The sequence below is a fragment of the Bacillus sp. HNG genome (assembly GCF_003400205.1).
GTDB lineage: Bacteria > Bacillota > Bacilli > Bacillales > Bacillaceae_L > Ferdinandcohnia.
Map to the genome: position 1 here is coordinate 1 of NZ_QUQV01000029.1, position 20,713 is coordinate 20,713.

Below are 20,713 nucleotides of genomic sequence, written 5' to 3' on the forward strand. Positions count from 1 at the left end.
TTTCATAAGCTTTTAAAATTTTATATTTTTCTTCCTTAGAAAACTTACTTTTAGCCATACAAAAAACTCCCCCAAAGGAAACAGATTTTTTTATTTCATCTGTCTACCTTTAGGGGAGCATATCATTCTCACCTGTGACTTTTCTTTTTATTCATTAATACTTCAACCCCTGTGAAATTTTATAAACATTGCCGTCACTGTATTTAAAAGACATAACTCTTTCCCGCCGGCATGTATTTGTCTTTATCATATCCTCAACGTCATTTGGTGACACACAATCTCCATTTTGGTAAACGCTAATCACTTGCTGGTAAGGGTAATGGTAAGACACCAGTTGGCTTATGTTTTCTTACAATCATTTCAAGTAGTGCATCGTGAATAATAATGACCAGGCCCCCAGCACAAATGCGTACACTCCAATTTTCTGTAACCCTAAAACATTTTTTAAGATAAGACTCTATAACCCTACCCTTTCCCGTATCAACTCAATCGCTTTTTCTAGTCTCTCTTGATAGTTCCCACTAATGCTCACAAACGGTATGTCATACTCATTCAACAATGCCTTCAAGCGCTGATTATTTTCTTCGCGAACCTGTTGTTCCCCGTGCACCCGTAATCCATCGTCCACCCATTTAACGTCAGGCTCTAAAAATAAGCAGAGATCATATTGTTGGGTACTGCCAATTTCAGCTAAGACCTGCTGTGTTTTACGATTATACAGTTCTGAATAGAATTGAGTGACAGCAGCCTCGGTGTCAATAAAGACAATTTTATTGGCATTCTTACTAGCTTCATATTCTTTTAGTTTATGACCGTATGCAATCAGAGGGTAATCTTCGTCTACCATAATTCCATCACACCCTCCTAGCTCTTCACAGATTTCCCTGCCATATTCGCTTACATACGTTGTGTTATACATGAGTGCTAGGTTTCTCGTAAGTGTTGATTTTCCACAGCTTTCCGTACCCAAAATGACGACCTTTTTGACAAAATACGGTTTCGCTATCTCAGGAATGTGGTCCCAGTAGTGGAAGACACCTTTATTTCGAATCTCAGTTGCCGATATCGGAATCTGTTCCCTTTTTTCATCAATCAAACAATGCGTTGCCTCCGGATAGAGTTCTTGAAAAATCGGGTCATATCCCATTTCAGAGCTGAATACCACATCAATGTTCTTCCCGATTGCCTTTTTTATTTTTATGGATCCTTCCTTCCAATTGTAATCCTCATTCCCATCATGATCCTCCACTTCTATGACCTTGACGTTCTTCATATCCTTCGTCAGTTGGGAAAGCCAGCGGAGCCGGATTCGACTTGGAATATATGGAAACTTGCTCTCTTCACAAAGCTCTTGATCCCTCTTTGCACTATGAGACAACACGACAAACAATTCCTCAACCATCGTGGAAGCTTTGATGATGGCGTACACATGCCCTTGATGCAAAGGTAAAAACTTTCCACCGTAAAATCCAACCTTTTTCATAAAATCTCCTCCCGCTTCTGCTTTTTATATACTTTTGACCAGTTGTAATATCCGTAAATACTATTAATCAGAAAGGCCGACCACATAACAAGCATGGATACATCGTTTCCTCCTTGTAAAATCAAAGCCTTCATCCAAAGTGCAATGGAAAGTACATTCACCGCAATCCAAAATAACCATTGTTCAGTGAAACGTTTGAGCATTAAAATCTGGGCAATCACCGATAATGTCGTCGTAGCGGAATCAATCCAGACGACATTGCCGCCTATTTTTTCTAGAAGAATAGCATATAGAACAAAAATGACAAGGAATGAAGATAATGTGTAGGTCCATCCTTTGTTGGTTAAAACACTGACTTGAATTTCTTCTCCTTGTACGGTTTGTTTTGTTTTATGTTTGTTCCATAAATAAAGTCCAACAAACTGTAGTGGAAAATAAAACAAGGCATTTAACATAACCTCGCCATAAAGGGCATAACCGTAAGCTATATATGCATAGGTACCCGTTTGGATAATCCCAAAATAATAGTTACTAATCTTCCCTTTCGCAACCAACACCACACAAAGCATTCCTGAAATTGAAGTAATGAATCCAAGAATTGTATCATCCCAGACAAAAAACAAATACACATTCACAAGCGTAAACGTCACAAGCCATACCTTTTCAAACAAGGTCCAGTCTTTTAAAAGCCTCATTTTGCTCCACTCCTTTATGGTTATTAATTAACAAATTGTTAATTATAATAAAGAAAAAAATTTTAATATTTGGCATTATAGATCGATACATACGGTTCAAAATCATTAAATCGATAAAGCTGAGCTTTATTTTTCGACCAACGATTTGTTTTCTGAGGTACTCCATCCTTCACGACTTTTTCAATAAACGGAAGCGTTGGGGCCTTTCTAAAAAATTGAGAATCTAGTTTTAACCATGGCTCATCCATGACTGTTAGCAATACCCCTTGCAGTTCAGACAAGACAAATTCTTTTGGTAAAAAGTTTTTTGCTAGCGTTGTTAAAGACATATCCTTTTTGATGAACCATAACGCATCATCGATAATTACCTTGTGATCAAATGCAAGGTCCAGCTTAAACACTTCATCCATCGAGAATAACGCTACTTCGTCTGCGTCAGTTGCTGCTCTCCTTTTTACTAGTTCATTTTCTGGAACGATCGCATAATGAGCATTTGAAATAATCCATCCCCGCTTATCACGACCTAATTTGTCGTAAACGCCAAAGCTCTTGACCTTTAACCCTTCTACACCCGTTTCTTCTCTTAATTCACGAACAGCTGCATCATATGCCGTTTCCTCTGGTTTAACAAACCCACCAGGCAACGCCCATTTTCCTCCTTCAATATTAGGCTCACTATCTTTTGTTACCTCCGCTCGTTTAATCAACATAATTTTTAACGTTTTTTCTGGCGGCTTATAAGGACCCACTTCCGTTGAAATAATTGTAAAAACAGCAATATCACTTGTATATCCATCAGGGGTTCGATACTTACTCACATCATAACTTAACAAATCCTCACTCATCTATTGGTCACCTCTAATTCTCTTGTCTTTTTATTAACATTTTGTTAATTGTTATTAGTATTATATCAAAAACTTGAAAAATATGTTACATGAAATTATCGACATAAATCGATATTTCTCAAAAAACACCTGTTACTTCGTTTATTGACCTAGTCCTTATTTAATTAAAAAAACGGAATTATTATTTACTTATTTGAAATACCCGACTGCATTTCGTAATTTCTAACAGCATTCCATTTGATATAAACATCCCAATCTTCTCATAATAGGGAATTAAGTCATCATCACAGCACAAATCAATCACATATGTCAGATGTACCAGGTTCTCTTTAAAAATGGTATCAGCCAATCTGACAAAACAAAAAAATCACAGGTCATGTTCACCTGTGATTGTCTCTAAAATTCAATTATAGGTCAGAAATCATTCCACCATCTACGACAAATTGAGCTCCTGTTGAATAGCTTGAATCATCCGAAGCAAGGTAGATAACTAAATTAGATACTTCTTCCACTTCTGCTCTTCTTCTTAGTGGAATATCTTGTTCAAGTTGCTTTAGATATTCTTCTACATCTGGTTGATCAGCCATAGGTGTTTTAATAATTCCTGGATGCACAGAATTCACACGGATGTTATGTTGTCCAAGTTCAGCAGCTGCACCTTTTGTCATACCAGTAACAGCATGTTTAGAGGCACTATAAGCAATAGCGGTTGGTGCACTAACCAAACCATCTACAGATGAAATATTAACAATGGAACCTACACCAGCTTTTTTCATGGAAGGCACCACTTTTTGCATACCTAAGAATACACCAAGCTCATCTACTTTAAATGTTAATTCAAAGTCTTTTACAGTTAGTTCCTCTAATGTTTTGAAGATTCCAATCCCTGCGTTGTTTACTAACACATTGATAGGACCAAATGTTTCTTCTGTTTTTGCTACGACTTCTATCCAATTCTCCTCACTAGCAACATCTAGTTTAAGAGCGATTGCGTTTTCTCCTAATTCATCTGCTAGTTTTTGGGCACCCTCCATGTTAAGGTCAGTAATCGCTACTTTTGCTCCTTCTTCCACAAATTTACGAGCATGCATAGCCCCCATACCCTGCGCTGCGCCTGTAATGATTGCTACTTTACCGTCTAATTTAGCCATTATGTATTCCTCCAATTTAACAAAAAAATAGGTAACCACTCTAATTTTAAAAAATTCACTTAAACTTATTTTCCTAATCCACAACTATTATCTGTCGACGGGCTTTCCTTTATTCTTATCAATTTTTCAGAATATGGACAGTCGACCTTTTCATCAAGTGAATCCCTATCATATCACCTAATCCACAAAAAAAATCACAGGCTTCTCACCTGTGATTTTTCTTTTATCATTAATACTTCAACCCATGTCCAAGTCTATAAACGTTGCCGTCACTGTCTTCATAGGCATAACTCATTCCTGCAGGCATGTATTTGTCTTTATCATAACCTGGCACGTCATTAGGGGATACACAATCTCCATTTTGGTAAACAGCAATTACTTCTTCACTTGCCGGTAAAGTTATTGGTAAGACACCAGTTGGCTTATGATTCCCTGCAATCACTTCAAGCTGTGCTTTGTGGAATGTATCGTAACCCGCAATTAACGCGTCTGCCATTGGTTCTACATTTCCTAATATCCATGGAAGGATAATATTTACACTCATCACGACTTTACCACCGCGACTATGAACACTATCCGCGATTTCTTTCAGATGATCTAGCCCACTTAAAGTCGTCTCTTGATACAATGACCCATCGATTGCGGAATTTACTTTATCCTCACATATTTCAAGCTCAAGTAAACCTGGTGTGGCATTAAAGTAAGAACCAGATTTTGGATGTAGGAATAGAATCGCTGCATCGGCTTCTTCATAGTGATCAGTTAGCGTAAACAGTCCGAGTTCTTTTGCTTCATTTCTCGCCTTTTCCGTGTAAGAAGCTGCTCTTTCCTGTTCCTTATGGAAAACTTCAATATAGACCATTTTTCCAGCCAGCTTGTCAGCTGTTAGTGGTAGGGCTTCATTTGAATTTTTCAGTACGGTCACTGATTTTTTGTGCGCTTCGTATGCTGATTCCCAATGCGATTTTGTGCTGACAATCTCTGTTGCCTTTTCTGGATCATTGTACGTACGCTCATCAAATAGACCTAAAGCGAACATTTCAGTTAAGAGTCGTACATTGGACTCATCAATCCGTTTTTCACTAATCCATCCTTTGCTAATTGCCAATTTTAGATTTTCAATATCATTTGTATCGGCTACTATATCAGTACCTGCATTGATTGCTTTAGCAAAGCGTTCCGCTTCACTACTTTTTTCCATTCCCCAGCTCATGTTATTTACGATTCCACTATCACTATTTACATAGCCCTTGAAACCAAGCTTTCCACGAAGGATATGGTTGATGAAATAATGATTAAATGTAAATCCAACCTCTTCAAATGGAATCTCTTCTCCTTCAAACTCCTGAACCACACTTTTCTTAATACTTGGAATCGAGTAGTACGGCATAATGGAAGATGTTCCATGTTCAGCTGCTGCTCTAAATGGTGGTAGATGATATTTTTCTAAGCTACCTGGAGTTGGGTATAGGTTCCATTTTCCTTCTTCATAGTGAGGGTCAAAGCCATTTTCTCTTGCTCCCCCACCTGGGAAATGCTTCGTTGTCATTGCAATGCTATCTTTTCCTAAGGTTTCTCCTTGGAATTCGTCAATGATACGACCGATTACATCAGCAATAAACTCTGGGTCTTCTCCGAATGTTCCATACGTACGCTGCCATCTCGGGTCTGTTACCACATCTGCCATATACATATACCCTTTTCTTAAACCAGTCGCATTCCATTCTTTACGGGCAATGCTAGCAAATTCACTAATAAGGGAAGCATCGCCACCATTTTGGATATCCCCTTTTGCCGCTGCTGCCAATCCTAAAGTTCCTGGCCATGTGGAGAAAATGCCTATGGCATCATTCATACCGAAGACAGCTTCGCCATTTTCATTTCTGGAGTTCGATGCAATGATAACGGGAATCCCTAAGCGTGTTCCTTCTGCTACTTCATTCATCGCGTTAACCCATTCCGCCATTTCAGCAGGGGTAAAGTTATCTCTTAGAATGAAATGACGTAAGTGCCTGTTTGCTATCGTATGAGTGGTTCCATATACTTTGCTAGTAGCAAAAATCGTTTCGCCTTTTTCGATAATACTTTCATCTAAGACGCCTTCATGGCTTGTCTTGCTCTTGTCTTCCTGGGCAAGTCCCATTTTCCTTGAATTAATCAGCATCATTCCAATTTTTTCATCGATGTTCATCAAGGAAACCAGATTTTTCGCACGTTCTTCTGGGCTTAAGCGCCAATCTTCATAAGGATCAAGCTTCCCATTATTATTTAAATCTTTAAATTTCAAACCATCCTGTTCAATAAGCTTTTTCGTTCTAACTTGTAAATCGGGTTGTTTTTGCATGTTAGTTCCTCCTAAAGGATTATTATTTCAATTTCTTTAGTGTTTAAACCATTGATATTGCTAGAGATCACAAACTAGATGTAAAGTAAATCTACTATATATGCAAAAGACAAGGCTTTCATTTTCATACTTTGCCTCAAGATAGGGTTTTCATAACCTCTAAGTCTTTATTTCACTAAGATTATAATGATATAATATCAATGAATTTTATGAAATAAATTGTTATTTTTGCTTAAAATATTGTATATCTTGCTGTTCAAAGAACGCAAAATCCTTTCTTGGAAACATCAAATAGCCATTGCGACTCCGCGCTGAGTGCTTATGCTAGACGCAAAAAACGTAAGAGGTTTATAGTTTTTTACCTTTCTTAAAAGGAGCCGTTTATGAAAGAATCTACATTTATGCCCGTATTGAATGAGAATTTTGAGGTTTATTATTGGAGCAAACACTATCAATCACACGATTGGGGCAGAAAGCCTGACAAAACTTCAGAGAATTATTCTGAAATCGAGCCTTTATTCCGCTTGCATAGTCACGACGCGATGGAGGTTCTCGTGTTTTTAGGAGGGGAATGTGAATTTTTTTGTGAAGGACAAATATATTCCCTTACCAAAGGGGATGTTGTCATCATCCCCCCTTATGCAGTACATAAGGCAGAAGTAAGCGATTTTGACAACTATGAGAGAATTGTAACGACTATCAGTGAATCGTTATTGGCTGAATTTTTATCGATTTCTCCTTCCATGAGTGATAGCATCATTTATCATAAAACACTGGGTTCTTACGTCGTTCATCTCCACTCAGAAAAGTTAAAGGAAATTCTTTCACTCTTCCAAGAAATTAGTAATGGTATTAAAGGCAATCGTGACCCTTATTCCTTTGCCTTACATTATCTATTATTTCGTGCAATCGAAATGATCTTACATCCAGCCAGTAGTAAGCTCACAAGTAGTCTAAGCAGTGATACCGACCAACGTTTGCATTCTATTATCGAATACATTGAAAAACATTTGACCGATTCACAAATGAATTTAGACAACATATCCAGACATTTTCATTTAAACAAATATTATTTTTCTCATTATTTTAAGAACCACATGAAGGTGCCCTTTTATCGATATGTATTATTAAAACGACTTGCAACCGCGGTTGCCTTAATTAAGCAAAATGAGTTCTCTATCGAGGAAATTGCCACCAAATGTGGTTTTCAAGATTACTCAAGTTTTTATCGGCTCTTTAAAAAGGAATATAATCTATCTCCCAAAAACTTGCAAAAGGAGTTTAGGGTGTAGTCCTGTAGTTCCAATTAGAATTAGCCCTTTTTCTCATCCTGTTTTTATTGAAATCGCAAAGGAAAAGGACTCTTGGCGAATCTTCATTCTATTAAAGCCTTGTATTCATCGACATCATCAAATTCTGTACCAAAATATATTGGGGTGTCATCGATATTTTTCAATTTGATTGGATTACCCCCATTTATCTTTTTTACGATCAAATCAAAAGAGTTATCCTTATTTAATTTAATGTCAAATTCTTGGATGTCACCGTATATTTTGTACACACCATCTTCCATTTCTTCATAAGTTCCTTTATCGACTTCCCTGTTATCAATGTATTCAACAAAACTTTGTTCCTCTGGTTGAAATGACATCTGTACAATATAACCCTCCAAATGTTCACTTTGATAAGCTCCTTTTAAATGTGGGGTTTTGTTTGACGTACATCCAGTTAAAAGTAAAACAAATATAATTGTTAAAAATAATTTACCAACTATTTTTGTCATAAAAAGATCCCTCCATCTTTTTCAGGTGTGTTAAAGCCAAGATTTTATACAGAAAGAAAGGCAAACGGCCAACCCGTTTGCCTACTTGTTAAAACAGTAGAAGACCAATACTAATCGGAATAAAGCTATAAAGAAGAATCATGACACAGAAGCCCATGATATCACGAATATGCAACCCTGCAATTGCTAAAGCAGGCAACGCCCAGAATGGTTGAATCATATTGGTCCAGGCGTCTCCCCACGCAACACCCATTGCGGTTTTCGCAAGATCTGCATCGATAGCCGCCGCTGCTTTGATCATAATAGGTCCCTGAACTGCCCACTGACCACCACCGGATGGTACAAATACGTTGATAAGCCCTCCACTGAGAAACGAAAAGAAAGGCAACGTGTGCGCATTAGAAAAAGTGAGGAACCACAAAGCAATTTGCTCGGAAAGTCCTGATAAAGTAACCATTCCCATAATCCCAGCATAGAACGGGAATTGAATGATAATACCCCCTGCATTTTTTACTCCGTTCGTTACCGTGTCTAAGAACTGTTTCGGTGTTTTATGTAACATGATTCCTAAGAATAAGAAAATAAAGTTTACGATATTAATATTTAAATCGAAGCCTTTGGTAACAAAATGATAGACGATAAAGCCCAATCCCATGATCCCAATCAACATGGAAACGATCACACTGTTTTCAACTTTTTCTGCTGGTGTGGATGGAGTTTTCTCTTCTTTTGGAGCAACCGTTTCTTCTGGGATCACCCAACGGGAACGGTCTTCGTATAGCGTATTCCCGCTTTTCATTAAAAACCTATTAAATATTGGAAGTGTTACTACTAATGCCCCCACAATAAAAAGATTGGATGGACTAAAAAGAGTTTCACTTACCGGAATGACTCCCATTTCTTTTTCTAAAAAGTGACCAGATGTTGCAACTGTCAATGGAATGGACGCTGAAAATCCACCATGCCAAACCAAGAATCCACTATAAGCTCCCGCTACTAAAATACGGAAATCTGCAGATGGTACTTGCCTGGCCACATGGATGGCAAATAGCGCTCCCACTACTAGTCCAAATCCATAGTTAATTAAACAGGCGATTGTTGCCACAAACGTTACAAGCATGACTGCATGTGCAGGCGTTTTAGCCAATTTACTCAAACGAGCTAAGAAATTCTTAATTACAGGTGCGTTGGCTAATACATACCCTGTTACTACGACCAAAGACATTTGCATGGTAAAAGCAAGTAAATCCCAAAATCCTGTCCCCCAATGCGAAACCATCTGAACTGGTCCGCTTTCTGTAAACAAGATACCCATTACAAACACTAAGAAAGTTAGAATGATCGCAAAGATAAAGGCATCTGGTAGAAAACGCTGAACGAGTCGGACAAAAAATCTGGTTACAACTCCCATTTTCACACTCCCCTTGTTTAAATGTCAATTGATTATATTCTAACTATTTTAAAAATATACAAGATAATAGTTGTTGTTAGGAGTTGGTAATATGAAAGTCATATTTAGACACCACAATCTATGATCTTCATTTATAACTTTACAAAAATTAAAAACACCCACAAACATTGAATAATCAACATTCGTGAGTGTTATAGCTTTCTAGAAATGCAAACTCTATTTCATATAATGCTTTTTAAAATCTGGATGAATGGAAAATTTGCGACGTAAATTAATGAGGTTTTTCCCAAAGCTTTCCTCTAAAACCTCTCTATGTTCCTCCATCATTTCCATGATATATAGATCATGAATCATGACTTCTGTAATTGGCATCACTAATCCAACATGCCTTGACCAAGCTGCACGGCTATCATTGTCCAGCGATACAATACCTGCTACGACTTCAGAATCATCTCCACTCATAACAAGCCATCGTCCACCATACTCTTCAGTAATTTTATCCCCCATATAATGGAGGTAGACATTCGCGAAATCGGAGATAATTTCGCCATATGCAATAATTGTTACGTTGACTCCTCGTTTTGCCGCTTGTCTTAGTTCAGACTCTAGTTCTTCAAATTCCTCTTTCCAAACCTCCAAAAGAATTCGTTTGTTGGCTAATCCTATACAATCTTTTACCTTTTCAAGTATTTCATTACGTCCCATGATATTCCAAATATTTTCACGGTCATTTGTAGAACGTTCAAATTCCGCTAATGATTTTTCTGCTCTTTCAAAATTCTCTTCTGCTTTGATTCGGCGGTTTTTTATTAGCTCCTTTGCAGGAACAGGAATATACTGTGCTGTATTTCCAGGACTAATCAGGATATCCCCTCTTAAAGTGAGACTATCCAAAACCTCATAGATTTTTGAACGTGGGACACCAGAGTTTTTTGCTACTGCATAGCCCGTTAAGGGTGAGTCTTCCAATAAGGTAAGATATGCTTTCGCTTCATATTCAGTAAAATTTAGGTTTTTTAACGTTTCTAAAATGTTTTCCTTCATAAACCCTCCAACACAACCTTAGTCGCTACCATTGTAACTAATATACTAACAAATTCTGTTGATTATTTCCAAGTCCATCTGATATACTTTTTAAGTAGTTACCTAAGTAGTCACTATTGTAGGTGGAAGGAGAAACTAGATGGATAGTTTACTAACATACATTTCAATTGCTGCAATGATGGTTGTTATTCCCGGTGCAGATACGATGCTCTTAGTAAAGAATACGCTCAGCTACGGATCAAAAGCTGGACGTTATACTGTTCTCGGAATGGCAACAGGACTTTCTTTTTGGACGCTTATTGCTATTCTTGGATTATCTGTTGTCATTGCAAAGTCTGTGATTCTTTTCAGTACAATTAAATATTTAGGGGCTGCATACTTAATTTATTTGGGCATAAAAAGTTTTTTCACTAAAAGTGTGTTTTCTTTAAAAGAAATTCAAGAACAAGCAAATGCTCCCAGCAATTCTAAAAGCCTGCATAATAAAGAGTCCTTTATGCAAGCTTTACTCAGTAATGTTCTTAATCCAAAGACTGTTTTGGTTTATATCACGATCATGCCTCAATTTATTGATTTGAGCGGAAATGTAAATCAGCAATTGTTTTTGTTAGCATTCATCCTTACTTTTCTCGCTGTATTATGGTTTCTTACCCTTGTTTATGTAATTGATTTCGCAAAAAAATGGTTAAATAACTCCAAATTCCAAAAAGTTTTCCAAAAATCAACGGGCATCCTTTTAATAGGTTTTGGCGTTAAAACTGGAATATAAATCTTATACATTTTCACCGTTCAGATCACTGAACGGTTTTTTCGTTTAACTTAAGTTGAGGTCCTTGTATTCCTTCGATACTAATACTTTTATTCCTGTTTCTACATATGAATCCATTATTTCTTTTGGAACCATGCTGCCTCCCGTTCCCCACGAAATGTGTACCACTTGTTTCATTTTTTCTGTTAGTTGATTTTTATGGATATAGTTTCTTCCTTCTCGTTCTGTAAATAATCGCGCTGGACCAGCAATACCTGCTAATGCAGATGGTTCTAAATACATGTCTTCCGTTTGTGCCAACATAACGAGATAAGCGAATAGTTGATCATCTTCAACGGTGTAAACCCCACTAATCAGGTGTTCCAATGTTTTACCAACGAATCCCGATGGTCTTCCAACCGCTAATCCATCTGCAGCCGTTTTGTTATCGATTCCAAAATCTTGGACCGAAATTTTGTCGTGTTGTTCGGTTAATAGCCCCAATAACATACAAGGAGAATGGGTCGGTTCCGCAAAAAAGCAATGGACATGGTCTTTAAAAATGAGTTTCAGACCAAAGGCCACCCCTCCTGGTCCTCCTCCAACTCCACATGGAAGGTACACAAACAACGGATGATCTTCATCTATTGTAATATCCATCGCCTCTAGTTGTTTTTGTAGCCTTGATGCGGCTACGGCATACCCTAAAAACAAATTGGTTGAATTTTCATCGTCTATAAAATAGCTGTTAGGATCTCTCTCGGACTGCTTTCTTCCTTGTTCAACTGCAACACTATAGTCCAATTCATGTTCAATCACTGTTACTCCCTTACTTCGGAGCAGTTCCTTTTTCCATTGCTTTGCATCGGCTGACATATGAACCGTTACTTTAAATCCTAGTTTTGCACTGATAATTCCAATACTTAATCCAAGATTCCCGGTTGAACCCACAACAATCGAATAGTCGGAAAAGAACTTTCTAAATGAATCACTATCGAGTTTGGTATAATCTTCTTCCTTAGTTAAAAGCTTATTATCAATAGCTAAGCCTTCAGCATGCTTTAACACTTCATAAATACCGCCTCTTGCTTTAATCGACCCCGAAATCGGTAAATGACTATCACATTTTACAAGCACTTTCCCTTCTATCTTTTTATTCATATACCTTTCTAAAGAACTCTGCATCGCAGAAATTTCCTTTAAGGGTGATTCAATGATTCCATTCATTTCCCTTGTCTCTGGAAAAGCACGAGCAAGGTAAGGTGAAAATCTTTTTAATCTTTCTTCCGCATCACGAACATCCTGGATTCCTAAAGAAACAAGTTGAATGGCCCTTTCAAAATCTTGGTATTTCGGATTACTCCAAAAAACCTCCTCGGTTAAGATAAGTTTTTCTACTAAAGGAAAGGTTTGAATCCATTCATCTTTTGTTTTTCCTAAGATACGCTCCATCCAAGCACCCCCAGAAATTTTTACGGCTTTACTTTTCAACGTTGCAAAAAATATACAATTCAATGTATTCTCTACAAGCTCTGATTATCCTTTAAATTCTTGTAGTCCAAAAGAGAAGGCGAGACCATACGATGTCTCACCTTTTCCACAAATGATTTAATTGGTATTTGGTTTTCCCCAGATTTTCAAGACCGAAAACGACTTAGAAACTGCTGCAGACGTTCGCTTTCCGTATTTTCTAACACCTCTTCAGGTGTTCCTTCTTCAGCAATAACACCGTTCTCCAAGAAGATGATCCGATCGGCAACATCTCGTGCAAAGTCCATTTCATGGGTAACCAGGACCATCGCCATTTCCCCTTCTTTGGCAATGTCACGGATGACCTCTAAAACCTCGCCAACAAGCTCTGGATCAAGGGCGGAGGTTACCTCATCAAATAGCATCACTTTCGGACGCATCACGAGAGCACGTGCCATCGCTACCCGTTGCTTTTGACCGCCGGAAAGCTGATTTGGATAGTTATCTAATTTATCACCCAGCCCAACCTTTTCTAGCATTTCAATTGCATTTTTCCTGGCCTCTTCTTTGGAATGACCTTTTACATGAATGGGACCTGTCATACAGTTTTCTAGAATGGTCATATGTGGGAACAAATTAAAGTGTTGGAATACCATCCCGATTTCCCCTCTTATTTGCCTTAAATGGTTTTCGTTCGCTCTTACTAATTCCCCTTTTTTCTCCATTTGCCAAAGGTTTTGACCATCAACTTCGATGACCCCTGAAGTGGGTTCCTCCAATGTCATTAATAAACGAATAATCGTCGTTTTCCCAGACCCACTTGGTCCAATCAAGGCGATTTTTTCAGCAGGTGCGATATCTAAGTTAATCCCCTTTAAGACATCAACATCACCGAAAGATTTTGTCACATTTTTATAGGTTACAATCGGCTCAGCCATCGATTGCCACTCCCTTCTTTACACTTTTAGTTCCTGTTGGATCTTTCTTATCAAATCGTCGATTCAGTTTGTTTTCTAATTTCTTTATTAAGACTGCTGATGGATAACTTAAAAGCAAGAAGAAAAGAGCCACTAATGTATAGGGTTCTAAATACGCCCAATTTCTCGCACCAAATTTATCTGCCATGAGCAGCATACCTGCAACACCAACTGTTGACGTCAAAGGTACTTCCTTGAACATGATGATCAAATAATTCCCAAGCATCGGGATCGTCGGAGGAATCGCTTGGGGAAGGATTATTTTTGTCCATCTATCTTTAATAGACATGTTCAATGCAATAGATGCTTCCCATTGCCCTTTATCGACTGATTCAATTCCTGAACGATATATTTCAGATATATATGTGCTAAAGTGAACACCAAGCCCCAGTACAGCAACTGTGAATGGATTTAAGCTCACTCCAATATATGGAACCATTGGCAACCCAAAAAACAAGAAAAATAATTGCACGAGTGGCGGTGTCGATCGAATAAACTCAAGAACAAAGGAAACCACCCACTGAAAAGGTTTAAATGGAATCCGTTTTAATATTACCCAAACAAAACCAAATACCATCGCAAAAAGATAGCAAGCAATGGTCACCCCGAGGGTCACCCACATCCCTTTGAAAATCATCGGAAGTGATCCAAAAAACATATTCCAATCCCACATTATTCGCTAGCCACTCCCTTCGATGATTGTTTTTCCGCCCACTTTGTTAAACCGATTAACGGTAAGGCGATGATAAAGTAAAAGATAAGAATGAATAAGTATACAGTAGGCGTCGAAGAAAGATTGGTATTTGTATAAAGTTGACCTCTATACACAATATCAGCCAAGCCCACGAGTGATATGAGTGAGGTTGCCTTTAACATTTGAATCAGATAATTGCCGAATTCCGGTAGCATCATCCGCACTGCCTGGGGCAAAATAACAATTTTCATGCGTTGAAAGCGTGACATATTCAGAGCAATGGCTGCTTCCGTTTGTCCGTGTGAAACAGAGAGGATTGAACCACGAACCGTTTCCGACATATACGCTCCATAATTCATTGAAATCGCAATCACACATGCCCAAAATTCGGAGCCCAAATCAATTCCAAACAAAATCGGAAGTGCGTAGAAGAACCAAAACAACTGAATGATTAACGAAGTTCCGCGAAAAATTTCTACGAAAAAACCTGTGAATTTTCGAATAAAAAAATTCTTTGACAAGCGACCAAATCCAGCTAAAAAAGCAATTAAAAAAGAGAAAAAAGCAGACGTAACTAAAATAAGAATCGTGATATTAAGACCTTGAAGTAATATTGAAAAGATTTCACCTATTTGACTAATTGGACTCACCTCATTTGTTATGAAAAAAGATCTCCCATACTGGGAGACCAATCCATCTTTCCCCGTGTTATTTTAAACTTTCCACTACTTGTTCCGTCGTTAAATCATTTGGAACAAGGTTTCCTTCACCAAATCCAGATGGGGTAATGAGATCAAGAATCTCTCCATTATCTTTAAGTTTCTGAAGTTCTGCGTTATACGCTTCCCTCAATTCTTCGTTACCTGTCGCAAATGCTGCTGCACCATAGCTTGGTACACCTTTGATATCTGGTTGCTCAAAATCTTCAACAAATTCTAGTGCGTTTTGATCAGAAGATTCTAAAGCCATTTTCACTGTCATTTCAGTACCAGTTGTTGCTTGAGCTCGACCTGATTGGACAGCAGAGAATGTCGCTGGAATATCAGCAACTTCAAGGATTTGGTCTTCGCTCACACCCATTTCTTTCAAGAACTCGATTTCTGTTGCACCAGACATGACCGCTACAATCACATCCGGATTGTCTGCAATATCTGTGTAGCTGTGAAGATCTAAGGGATTTCCTTTTTCAACAATTAAACCTTCACCATATTGAATTTCTGGTTCACCAAAAGCCACTTGTTCAGCACGTTCTGGTAAAATCGCCATCCCTGCTGTAATGACATCGAATTTGCCTGCTTTTACCCCCGGAATCAACTGATTCCACTCGGCAATTTGGCCTTCTACATTTTCAATACCCATATTGTGAAAAACCTTTGTCGCAATCTCCACAGCTGCCCCTTTTAATTCACCTGTTTTAGGATCTTGATAGGCATATGGTGCTTCATTCGCAAAGCCAATCGTAACGGTGCCTTTTTCTTTCAACTCATCTAGACTAGATCCCCCTGATGTGGCCCCCTTAGTTGTTCCACCCGCTTCCTCTCCTGTGCCACAAGCTGTCATGATTCCAAAGACTAGTACTAAAAATATAATGGATAATCGTTTCTTCATTAATCTACATACCCCCAAAAGTTTATTAAACTAGCAAAATTGCTAATTGTTGATGCTTTTTTGAATTCACGAAAAGACAAAAGACATAATAAAATTGTATATCTTTTTAGAATAATTGCTCAAATCTCATATTTTTGGATATTTCAGGATATTTTGGGATTATGTATGCTCTGGGCTGCTGACTTGGAGGATAGGCAAACATCCTCGTTTAGATGTACGTATGCTCCGAATCACTCGACATCCGTGTGGAACTCCAAATTTGTCTAATTGTATACACATCTTTAGGACAACCAAAAATGCAATTTGAATTTTACTGTATTTTCTAGGTATATATGTTAAAATATGGATAAACGAATGAACGATCTATTGGATCGTTTAAAACCAATTCACTGGGGGATTTAGTTTGGTTAAAAGAAGCGTGGGCATATCATTTATAGCGACTTCAACGATTTTAATTGCAGTTAAGTATTTAAGTGAAGCCATAAGTGGTGCAACAGTTGGAAACACCATTAGCACCTAGAGTTTACTCTCATTATTAGCTGGATTATGCTATTTGTCTTGGGGAGAATATGACGAATATAAAAAAGGAAAAAGACATTCAGGGAAATAAAATTATTTGCATAAACACAAATTATAGCTTAGGATTTTTATATACAAAAGCACCACATATTGCGGTGCATTGAAAAGTATATTCATAGATGTAAAGAGTGAACTGTAGCCACTTCATTCCTTATTCCGCACTTTCTGTGGGTCTAATGAAACCACGTTTTATTTCACTATTAACAAAATTAAGCTTTTGATCTAATTTAATAATGGCCACATACGGTTCATCGATTCTAGATTGATAGCGAAGATCATACCAATGCACCTCATAACCGTCCATTTTTTCGATAATCTTGGCATGTATGCAATCCGATTGTTTTTTTATAAAATGCACAAAGGTATTTTTCTTTGATGCTCGGATAATGTTACTTTTTTCATCTGCTTTCATTATGTCTTTTGACCAAATGATACAACCATTTTCATATTTTCCAAGCTTATATCGATCATCTAAACTGGCAATAATTCCCCAGTGATCGACGCGGAACATTGGGATTAACGTGTAGGTTACTCCTGAATCTCGTTTGGAAAGCAGCTTTCTTTTTATCTTGCGTTGTATGACATATCGGAGCAAAACATAGATGAAAATAAGAATATACATATAAGAAAACACAATGCCGGATGATAAACCACTTAACCATAAAAAAGTACCAAGTAGATGCAGTGACATAATAAACGGATCAAAGATTGGCAGGATATTTAAGGCAATCCAGGTATTACGCAACGGTCGAAGTGCTTGTGTTCCATAAATGTTAAAAATGTCCGATATCACATGGAGAAGTACTGCTAAACAGGTCCAAAGCAAAAAGGTAGAAAAGTATAATCCACCATTGACCATCGTGGCACTACCTGCGATACAAAAAATCAGCATCGCTTGAGCAGGGATCGAATGACTAAAGCCTCGATGCTTTTGAACATAAATGTCATTCCCTTTCCACTTATGAATGATATCTATATCAGGAGCATTAGATCCTACAATTGTACAAAACAACATAGATGAAAGTAGTTCTGGATGATTGGCCATAGTTGGGTCTAGAAAGGACAAACCCGCTAAACCCACTCCTGTCATAACATGCGTAGCAGTATCCAATTTGGTCTCCCCCTTTTTAGCATTTTACCTTTTGTTTGCCATAATAAGATCTCAACTCCATCACAAGGAAACATGTAAAGCCCCTTTCTATCCACTTACCTTTTTACCATTGTAGTAAGTGAATATTAAGGGGCTGTTAAAATCGCTTTAAGAAATATAGTTTTTATAATGGATTTATGTTACACGCATTAAAATAACGTAAAATTTGTCATCTTGTCATAAGACTTCCATAGACTAATATATTCGTTTCATTTCTATGCTTGATCAGACAAACCTTTTTTTCCTTTTTTCTTGAATCAAGATATTCAAAATGATAACCACAAACATCAATACAAATGATGCCATGCTAATCATAAGAATTGTTTCAACACTCCAGTCTGTAAAACGGGTGAAAATATCAGGGATAATCAGAAAAGCTGGTATCCAAATGGGAAACCACATCTTACTCCAAATCGCTGTTCCTACAAAAATGCAACTGCAAATCACGATCACAACTATATCTGCAGTTGTACCACCTACAAAAAAAGGATCCACAAATAGAGTACTTACCACGATTAATAGAATTGCTAAGGTTGTGACAATCATACTGGCAATTACACTCCCAATAAAAAACTTCTTCTTGGAGTATTGCTTCCGACCAGCATTCTGTAAAAAATAAACGTAAACCGCTAGCATTAACACAGCTAATATGGGCATCCCAACGACTTGTATAATGTTTAGTGCAAACTCTCCTCTTATCGCGGGTCCTATGAGGAAATAGGCAATAACCCCGAGAAAAAAGGGTGGAAGGAATTTTAATAGACTTTTATAATCTGTCTTCATTTCTTGTTTTAATGAAGCCATATATTGTTCTGGTGTTTGATCAATAATATCATTTAAGCTTCTGCCACTCTTTTCGACTTCAATAAGATGATCCTTTAATTCTTCAATTAATTCATTTATTTCTTGATCGTTTTTTCCTGACATCATTAAGTACATTCTGAGATTGTCGATAAATGCCTCACTTTTTGTTGATAGCATATTCTTACCTCCCTTTCAGTAAATGGTTTACTGGTTTTGTAATTTGCTCCCATTCTTCGATAATAACTTCTAAAGCCTCATGCCCCTTTTCTGTCAAAAAATAATATTTCCGATTTGGTCCTGATTCGGAAGGGCGCATTTCTCCCCGAATTAGTCCATTCTTCTGGAGTCTCAATAAAATGGGGTAAATGGTTCCTTCACTTACATCAGCTAACCCAATATTCAACAGTTTTTGTGAAAGCTCATACCCGTAGACTGGCTCTTTTTCAATGACAGACAACACACATCCATCCAATACTCCCTTTAACAATTGGCTTCTTATTGACATTTCATCTTACTCCCTCCTCTAGTTTGTTATACAAGGTAGTGAACAAAAAAAATGAAGTTATCCTTAGGTAGTTGGTTTAACAAGATAGTGGTTATAAAAAACAACTATCTTGTTATACAAAATAGTTGTTTTAAGTGTAAATTTTATTCATTTTTTTGTCAATAGGTTTTTATTTTTCTCTTCGGCTGTTTTCGCCAAACTTTGTGGTTTTTGACATAATTGGCTTTCGCTGCATTTTGAAAATTCTTCCTTGAATTTGCACCGCACGAAGAAAATGCGAATGCATTTTCGAGGAGGTGGACGCTTTCCGCGGGCGTGGCTTGAGCCTCCTCGTCGCTAATCGCTCCTGTGGGGTCTCAAGTCTCACGCTTTTCCCGCTGGAGTCGCCACCTTTCGCTTAAATTAATAGCTTCGGTTTATTCCAATAGCAACAATCTTTTAGAAAAGAGCCTTCTTTTACAATAATGTTTCTAATTACTTCTCATCATATGCGTTAAGTGCGTTCACACTGTGCGCCAGCGCGGATCCTGCTTTTAATGCAACGGCAACGAAGATGGCTTCTGAAATTTCTTCCAAATCGGCTCCTGCTTTTTTAGCATTCTTCGTATGAAGATCGATGCAGTACGGACAACCTGTCGTATGTGCACAAGCAACGGCAATCAACTCTTTGTCCTTTTCTGTTAAGTTTTGCGCTTTGAGCGACTTACTGTCAAAATCAATAAATGCTTTAAATGCCTCTCCACTCAATTCCGCAAATTCTTTCAGTCTAGCAAAATAGGATGCCTTATACAGCTCTTCATCGCCATTCCCATCATAAGCGTTGAGTGCATTCACTCCATGGGCTAAAGATGAACCAGCCTTTAATGCAGTCGCAACAAAAATAGCTTCTGCCACTTCCTCTTTCGTTGAGTCATTCTTTTTCGCATTACCGACATGTAAATCAATGCAATATGGACAACCTGTGATATGTGCGACCGCCACGGCTATCAGTTCTTTTTGTTTCACTGAAAGTCGACCCGCTGCTAAAGCTTGGCTATCAAACTTGATGAAAGATTGAAAGACCTCTGAAGCATACTGTTTTAATTCTGGAAGTCTTCCGAAGTATTCCTTTTTGTACAAGCTATCTGTTTTTGTTACTGTCATTTTGCATCTCTCCCTTGGGTATTTTCCACAATTAAAATACGATTTTTCACATCAACTTACTTAGTTTTGTAAAATGTGGATGCCTAATGTTCGTTAAGTGAAACATATAAAATTCAAAAAGCCCCTTCCGATGAGGAAGAGGCATTATGTACGTCCACACTCATCTTTCAAGCATTTGCTTGCTGGAATTAGCACCTTGATACATTCATCGTAACGGTTGCTGCGGGATCAACGGACCAGGTTCCTCCCCCGACTCTTGATAAGAGAAAATCGTATTTA

The 20,713-nt window shown here is 37.8% G+C and carries 19 protein-coding genes and 1 riboswitch; of the genes, 2 read left to right on the forward strand and 17 right to left on the reverse strand.

Annotation, left to right across the window (positions count from 1 at the left end; genetic code table 11):
- Positions 1 to 457: 457 nt before the first annotated feature.
- From nadR to DZB84_RS23870, 5 genes are all read right to left on the reverse strand, one after another.
- Positions 458 to 1,483, reverse strand: coding sequence for a multifunctional transcriptional regulator/nicotinamide-nucleotide adenylyltransferase/ribosylnicotinamide kinase NadR (gene nadR / locus DZB84_RS23845; protein ID WP_116354783.1), 1,026 nt, complete (start codon positions 1,481 to 1,483; stop codon positions 458 to 460).
- On the reverse strand, positions 1,480 to 2,178 hold the full coding sequence (gene pnuC / locus DZB84_RS23850; RefSeq protein WP_116354784.1) for a nicotinamide riboside transporter PnuC: 699 nt from the start codon (positions 2,176 to 2,178) through the stop codon (positions 1,480 to 1,482). Before pnuC ends, nadR begins: the two co-directional genes overlap by 4 nt.
- Positions 2,179 to 2,240: 62 nt before the next feature.
- Positions 2,241 to 3,023, reverse strand: a complete 783-nt coding sequence (locus tag DZB84_RS23855; protein ID WP_116354785.1) for an NUDIX domain-containing protein — start codon at positions 3,021 to 3,023, stop codon at positions 2,241 to 2,243.
- Between the two features lie 407 nt (positions 3,024 to 3,430).
- Positions 3,431 to 4,174 (reverse strand): SDR family NAD(P)-dependent oxidoreductase, encoded by a 744-nt coding sequence (locus DZB84_RS23865; protein ID WP_116354786.1) that lies wholly within the window; start codon positions 4,172 to 4,174, stop codon positions 3,431 to 3,433.
- Between the two features lie 229 nt (positions 4,175 to 4,403).
- The gene (locus DZB84_RS23870) at positions 4,404 to 6,518 is read right to left on the reverse strand and encodes a glycoside hydrolase family 3 protein (RefSeq protein WP_116354787.1); all 2,115 of its coding nucleotides are present in this window, start codon (positions 6,516 to 6,518) and stop codon (positions 4,404 to 4,406) included.
- A 383-nt stretch (positions 6,519 to 6,901) separates the two neighbouring features.
- Here DZB84_RS23870 and DZB84_RS23875 point away from each other — a divergent pair, with 383 nt between their 5' ends.
- Positions 6,902 to 7,810, forward strand: coding sequence for an AraC family transcriptional regulator (locus DZB84_RS23875; protein ID WP_116354788.1), 909 nt, complete (start codon positions 6,902 to 6,904; stop codon positions 7,808 to 7,810).
- A gap of 83 nt (positions 7,811 to 7,893) precedes the next feature.
- Here the strand turns inward: DZB84_RS23875 and DZB84_RS23880 are convergent, their stop codons facing one another.
- The 3 genes from DZB84_RS23880 to DZB84_RS23890 form a co-directional block, all read right to left on the reverse strand.
- On the reverse strand, positions 7,894 to 8,301 hold the full coding sequence (locus DZB84_RS23880) for a hypothetical protein (RefSeq protein ID WP_116354789.1): 408 nt from the start codon (positions 8,299 to 8,301) through the stop codon (positions 7,894 to 7,896).
- Positions 8,302 to 8,389: 88 nt separating this feature from the next.
- Positions 8,390 to 9,712, reverse strand: coding sequence for a short-chain fatty acid transporter (locus DZB84_RS23885; RefSeq protein WP_116354790.1), 1,323 nt, complete (start codon positions 9,710 to 9,712; stop codon positions 8,390 to 8,392).
- Positions 9,713 to 9,928: 216 nt separating this feature from the next.
- Positions 9,929 to 10,756 (reverse strand): TrmB family transcriptional regulator, encoded by an 828-nt coding sequence (locus DZB84_RS23890; RefSeq protein WP_116354791.1) that lies wholly within the window; start codon positions 10,754 to 10,756, stop codon positions 9,929 to 9,931.
- Positions 10,757 to 10,895: 139 nt separating this feature from the next.
- Here DZB84_RS23890 and DZB84_RS23895 point away from each other — a divergent pair, with 139 nt between their 5' ends.
- Positions 10,896 to 11,525, forward strand: a complete 630-nt coding sequence (locus DZB84_RS23895) for a homoserine/threonine efflux transporter (protein ID WP_116354792.1) — start codon at positions 10,896 to 10,898, stop codon at positions 11,523 to 11,525.
- A gap of 45 nt (positions 11,526 to 11,570) precedes the next feature.
- Here the strand turns inward: DZB84_RS23895 and dsdA are convergent, their stop codons facing one another.
- The 9 genes from dsdA to DZB84_RS23940 all read right to left on the reverse strand — a co-directional run bounded on the left by dsdA (position 11,571) and on the right by DZB84_RS23940 (position 20,434).
- Positions 11,571 to 12,956, reverse strand: a complete 1,386-nt coding sequence (gene dsdA, locus DZB84_RS23900) for a D-serine ammonia-lyase (protein ID WP_116354793.1) — start codon at positions 12,954 to 12,956, stop codon at positions 11,571 to 11,573.
- Between the two features lie 185 nt (positions 12,957 to 13,141).
- A complete protein-coding gene (gene ehuA / locus DZB84_RS23905) occupies positions 13,142 to 13,912 on the reverse strand; it encodes an ectoine/hydroxyectoine ABC transporter ATP-binding protein EhuA (protein WP_116354794.1) in 771 nt (256 codons plus the stop codon).
- Complete coding sequence (gene ehuD / locus DZB84_RS23910) at positions 13,905 to 14,624, reverse strand: ectoine/hydroxyectoine ABC transporter permease subunit EhuD (protein ID WP_189655356.1); 720 nt, start codon at positions 14,622 to 14,624, stop codon at positions 13,905 to 13,907. The genes ehuA and ehuD overlap by 8 nt, the downstream gene beginning before the upstream one ends.
- The gene (locus DZB84_RS23915) at positions 14,624 to 15,286 is read right to left on the reverse strand and encodes an amino acid ABC transporter permease (protein WP_116354810.1); all 663 of its coding nucleotides are present in this window, start codon (positions 15,284 to 15,286) and stop codon (positions 14,624 to 14,626) included. The genes ehuD and DZB84_RS23915 overlap by 1 nt, the downstream gene beginning before the upstream one ends.
- Before the next feature lie 67 nt (positions 15,287 to 15,353).
- Positions 15,354 to 16,253, reverse strand: a complete 900-nt coding sequence (ehuB, locus tag DZB84_RS23920; RefSeq protein ID WP_116354796.1) for an ectoine/hydroxyectoine ABC transporter substrate-binding protein EhuB — start codon at positions 16,251 to 16,253, stop codon at positions 15,354 to 15,356.
- A 730-nt stretch (positions 16,254 to 16,983) separates the two neighbouring features.
- On the reverse strand, positions 16,984 to 17,943 hold the full coding sequence (locus DZB84_RS23925) for a metal-dependent hydrolase (protein ID WP_116354797.1): 960 nt from the start codon (positions 17,941 to 17,943) through the stop codon (positions 16,984 to 16,986).
- 264 nt (positions 17,944 to 18,207) lie between these two features.
- Positions 18,208 to 18,963, reverse strand: a complete 756-nt coding sequence (locus DZB84_RS23930) for an HAAS domain-containing protein (RefSeq protein ID WP_116354798.1) — start codon at positions 18,961 to 18,963, stop codon at positions 18,208 to 18,210.
- Positions 18,964 to 18,967: 4 nt separating this feature from the next.
- A complete protein-coding gene (locus DZB84_RS23935; protein WP_116354799.1) occupies positions 18,968 to 19,291 on the reverse strand; it encodes a PadR family transcriptional regulator in 324 nt (107 codons plus the stop codon).
- A gap of 474 nt (positions 19,292 to 19,765) precedes the next feature.
- A complete protein-coding gene (locus DZB84_RS23940; RefSeq protein ID WP_116354800.1) occupies positions 19,766 to 20,434 on the reverse strand; it encodes a carboxymuconolactone decarboxylase family protein in 669 nt (222 codons plus the stop codon).
- Positions 20,435 to 20,591: 157 nt separating this feature from the next.
- Positions 20,592 to 20,700: riboswitch (SAM riboswitch) on the reverse strand.
- Positions 20,701 to 20,713 lie beyond the last annotated feature (13 nt).

Bases quoted from the DNA above. Each gene is read 5' to 3' on its own strand.
- nadR (WP_116354783.1), bottom strand. From the start codon at position 1,483: ATGAAAAAGGTTGGATTTTACGGTGGAAAGTTTTTACCTTTGCATCAA.
- pnuC (WP_116354784.1), bottom strand. From the start codon at position 2,178: ATGAGGCTTTTAAAAGACTGGACCTTGTTTGAAAAGGTATGGCTTGTG.
- DZB84_RS23855 (WP_116354785.1), bottom strand. From the start codon at position 3,023: ATGAGTGAGGATTTGTTAAGTTATGATGTGAGTAAGTATCGAACCCCT.
- DZB84_RS23865 (WP_116354786.1), bottom strand. From the start codon at position 4,174: ATGGCTAAATTAGACGGTAAAGTAGCAATCATTACAGGCGCAGCGCAG.
- DZB84_RS23870 (WP_116354787.1), bottom strand. From the start codon at position 6,518: ATGCAAAAACAACCCGATTTACAAGTTAGAACGAAAAAGCTTATTGAA.
- DZB84_RS23875 (WP_116354788.1), top strand. From the start codon at position 6,902: ATGAAAGAATCTACATTTATGCCCGTATTGAATGAGAATTTTGAGGTT.
- DZB84_RS23880 (WP_116354789.1), bottom strand. From the start codon at position 8,301: ATGACAAAAATAGTTGGTAAATTATTTTTAACAATTATATTTGTTTTA.
- DZB84_RS23885 (WP_116354790.1), bottom strand. From the start codon at position 9,712: ATGGGAGTTGTAACCAGATTTTTTGTCCGACTCGTTCAGCGTTTTCTA.
- DZB84_RS23890 (WP_116354791.1), bottom strand. From the start codon at position 10,756: ATGAAGGAAAACATTTTAGAAACGTTAAAAAACCTAAATTTTACTGAA.
- DZB84_RS23895 (WP_116354792.1), top strand. From the start codon at position 10,896: ATGGATAGTTTACTAACATACATTTCAATTGCTGCAATGATGGTTGTT.
- dsdA (WP_116354793.1), bottom strand. From the start codon at position 12,956: ATGGAGCGTATCTTAGGAAAAACAAAAGATGAATGGATTCAAACCTTT.
- ehuA (WP_116354794.1), bottom strand. From the start codon at position 13,912: ATGGCTGAGCCGATTGTAACCTATAAAAATGTGACAAAATCTTTCGGT.
- ehuD (WP_189655356.1), bottom strand. From the start codon at position 14,624: ATGTGGGATTGGAATATGTTTTTTGGATCACTTCCGATGATTTTCAAA.
- ehuB (WP_116354796.1), bottom strand. From the start codon at position 16,253: ATGAAGAAACGATTATCCATTATATTTTTAGTACTAGTCTTTGGAATC.
- DZB84_RS23930 (WP_116354798.1), bottom strand. From the start codon at position 18,963: ATGCTATCAACAAAAAGTGAGGCATTTATCGACAATCTCAGAATGTAC.
- DZB84_RS23935 (WP_116354799.1), bottom strand. From the start codon at position 19,291: ATGTCAATAAGAAGCCAATTGTTAAAGGGAGTATTGGATGGATGTGTG.
- DZB84_RS23940 (WP_116354800.1), bottom strand. From the start codon at position 20,434: ATGACAGTAACAAAAACAGATAGCTTGTACAAAAAGGAATACTTCGGA.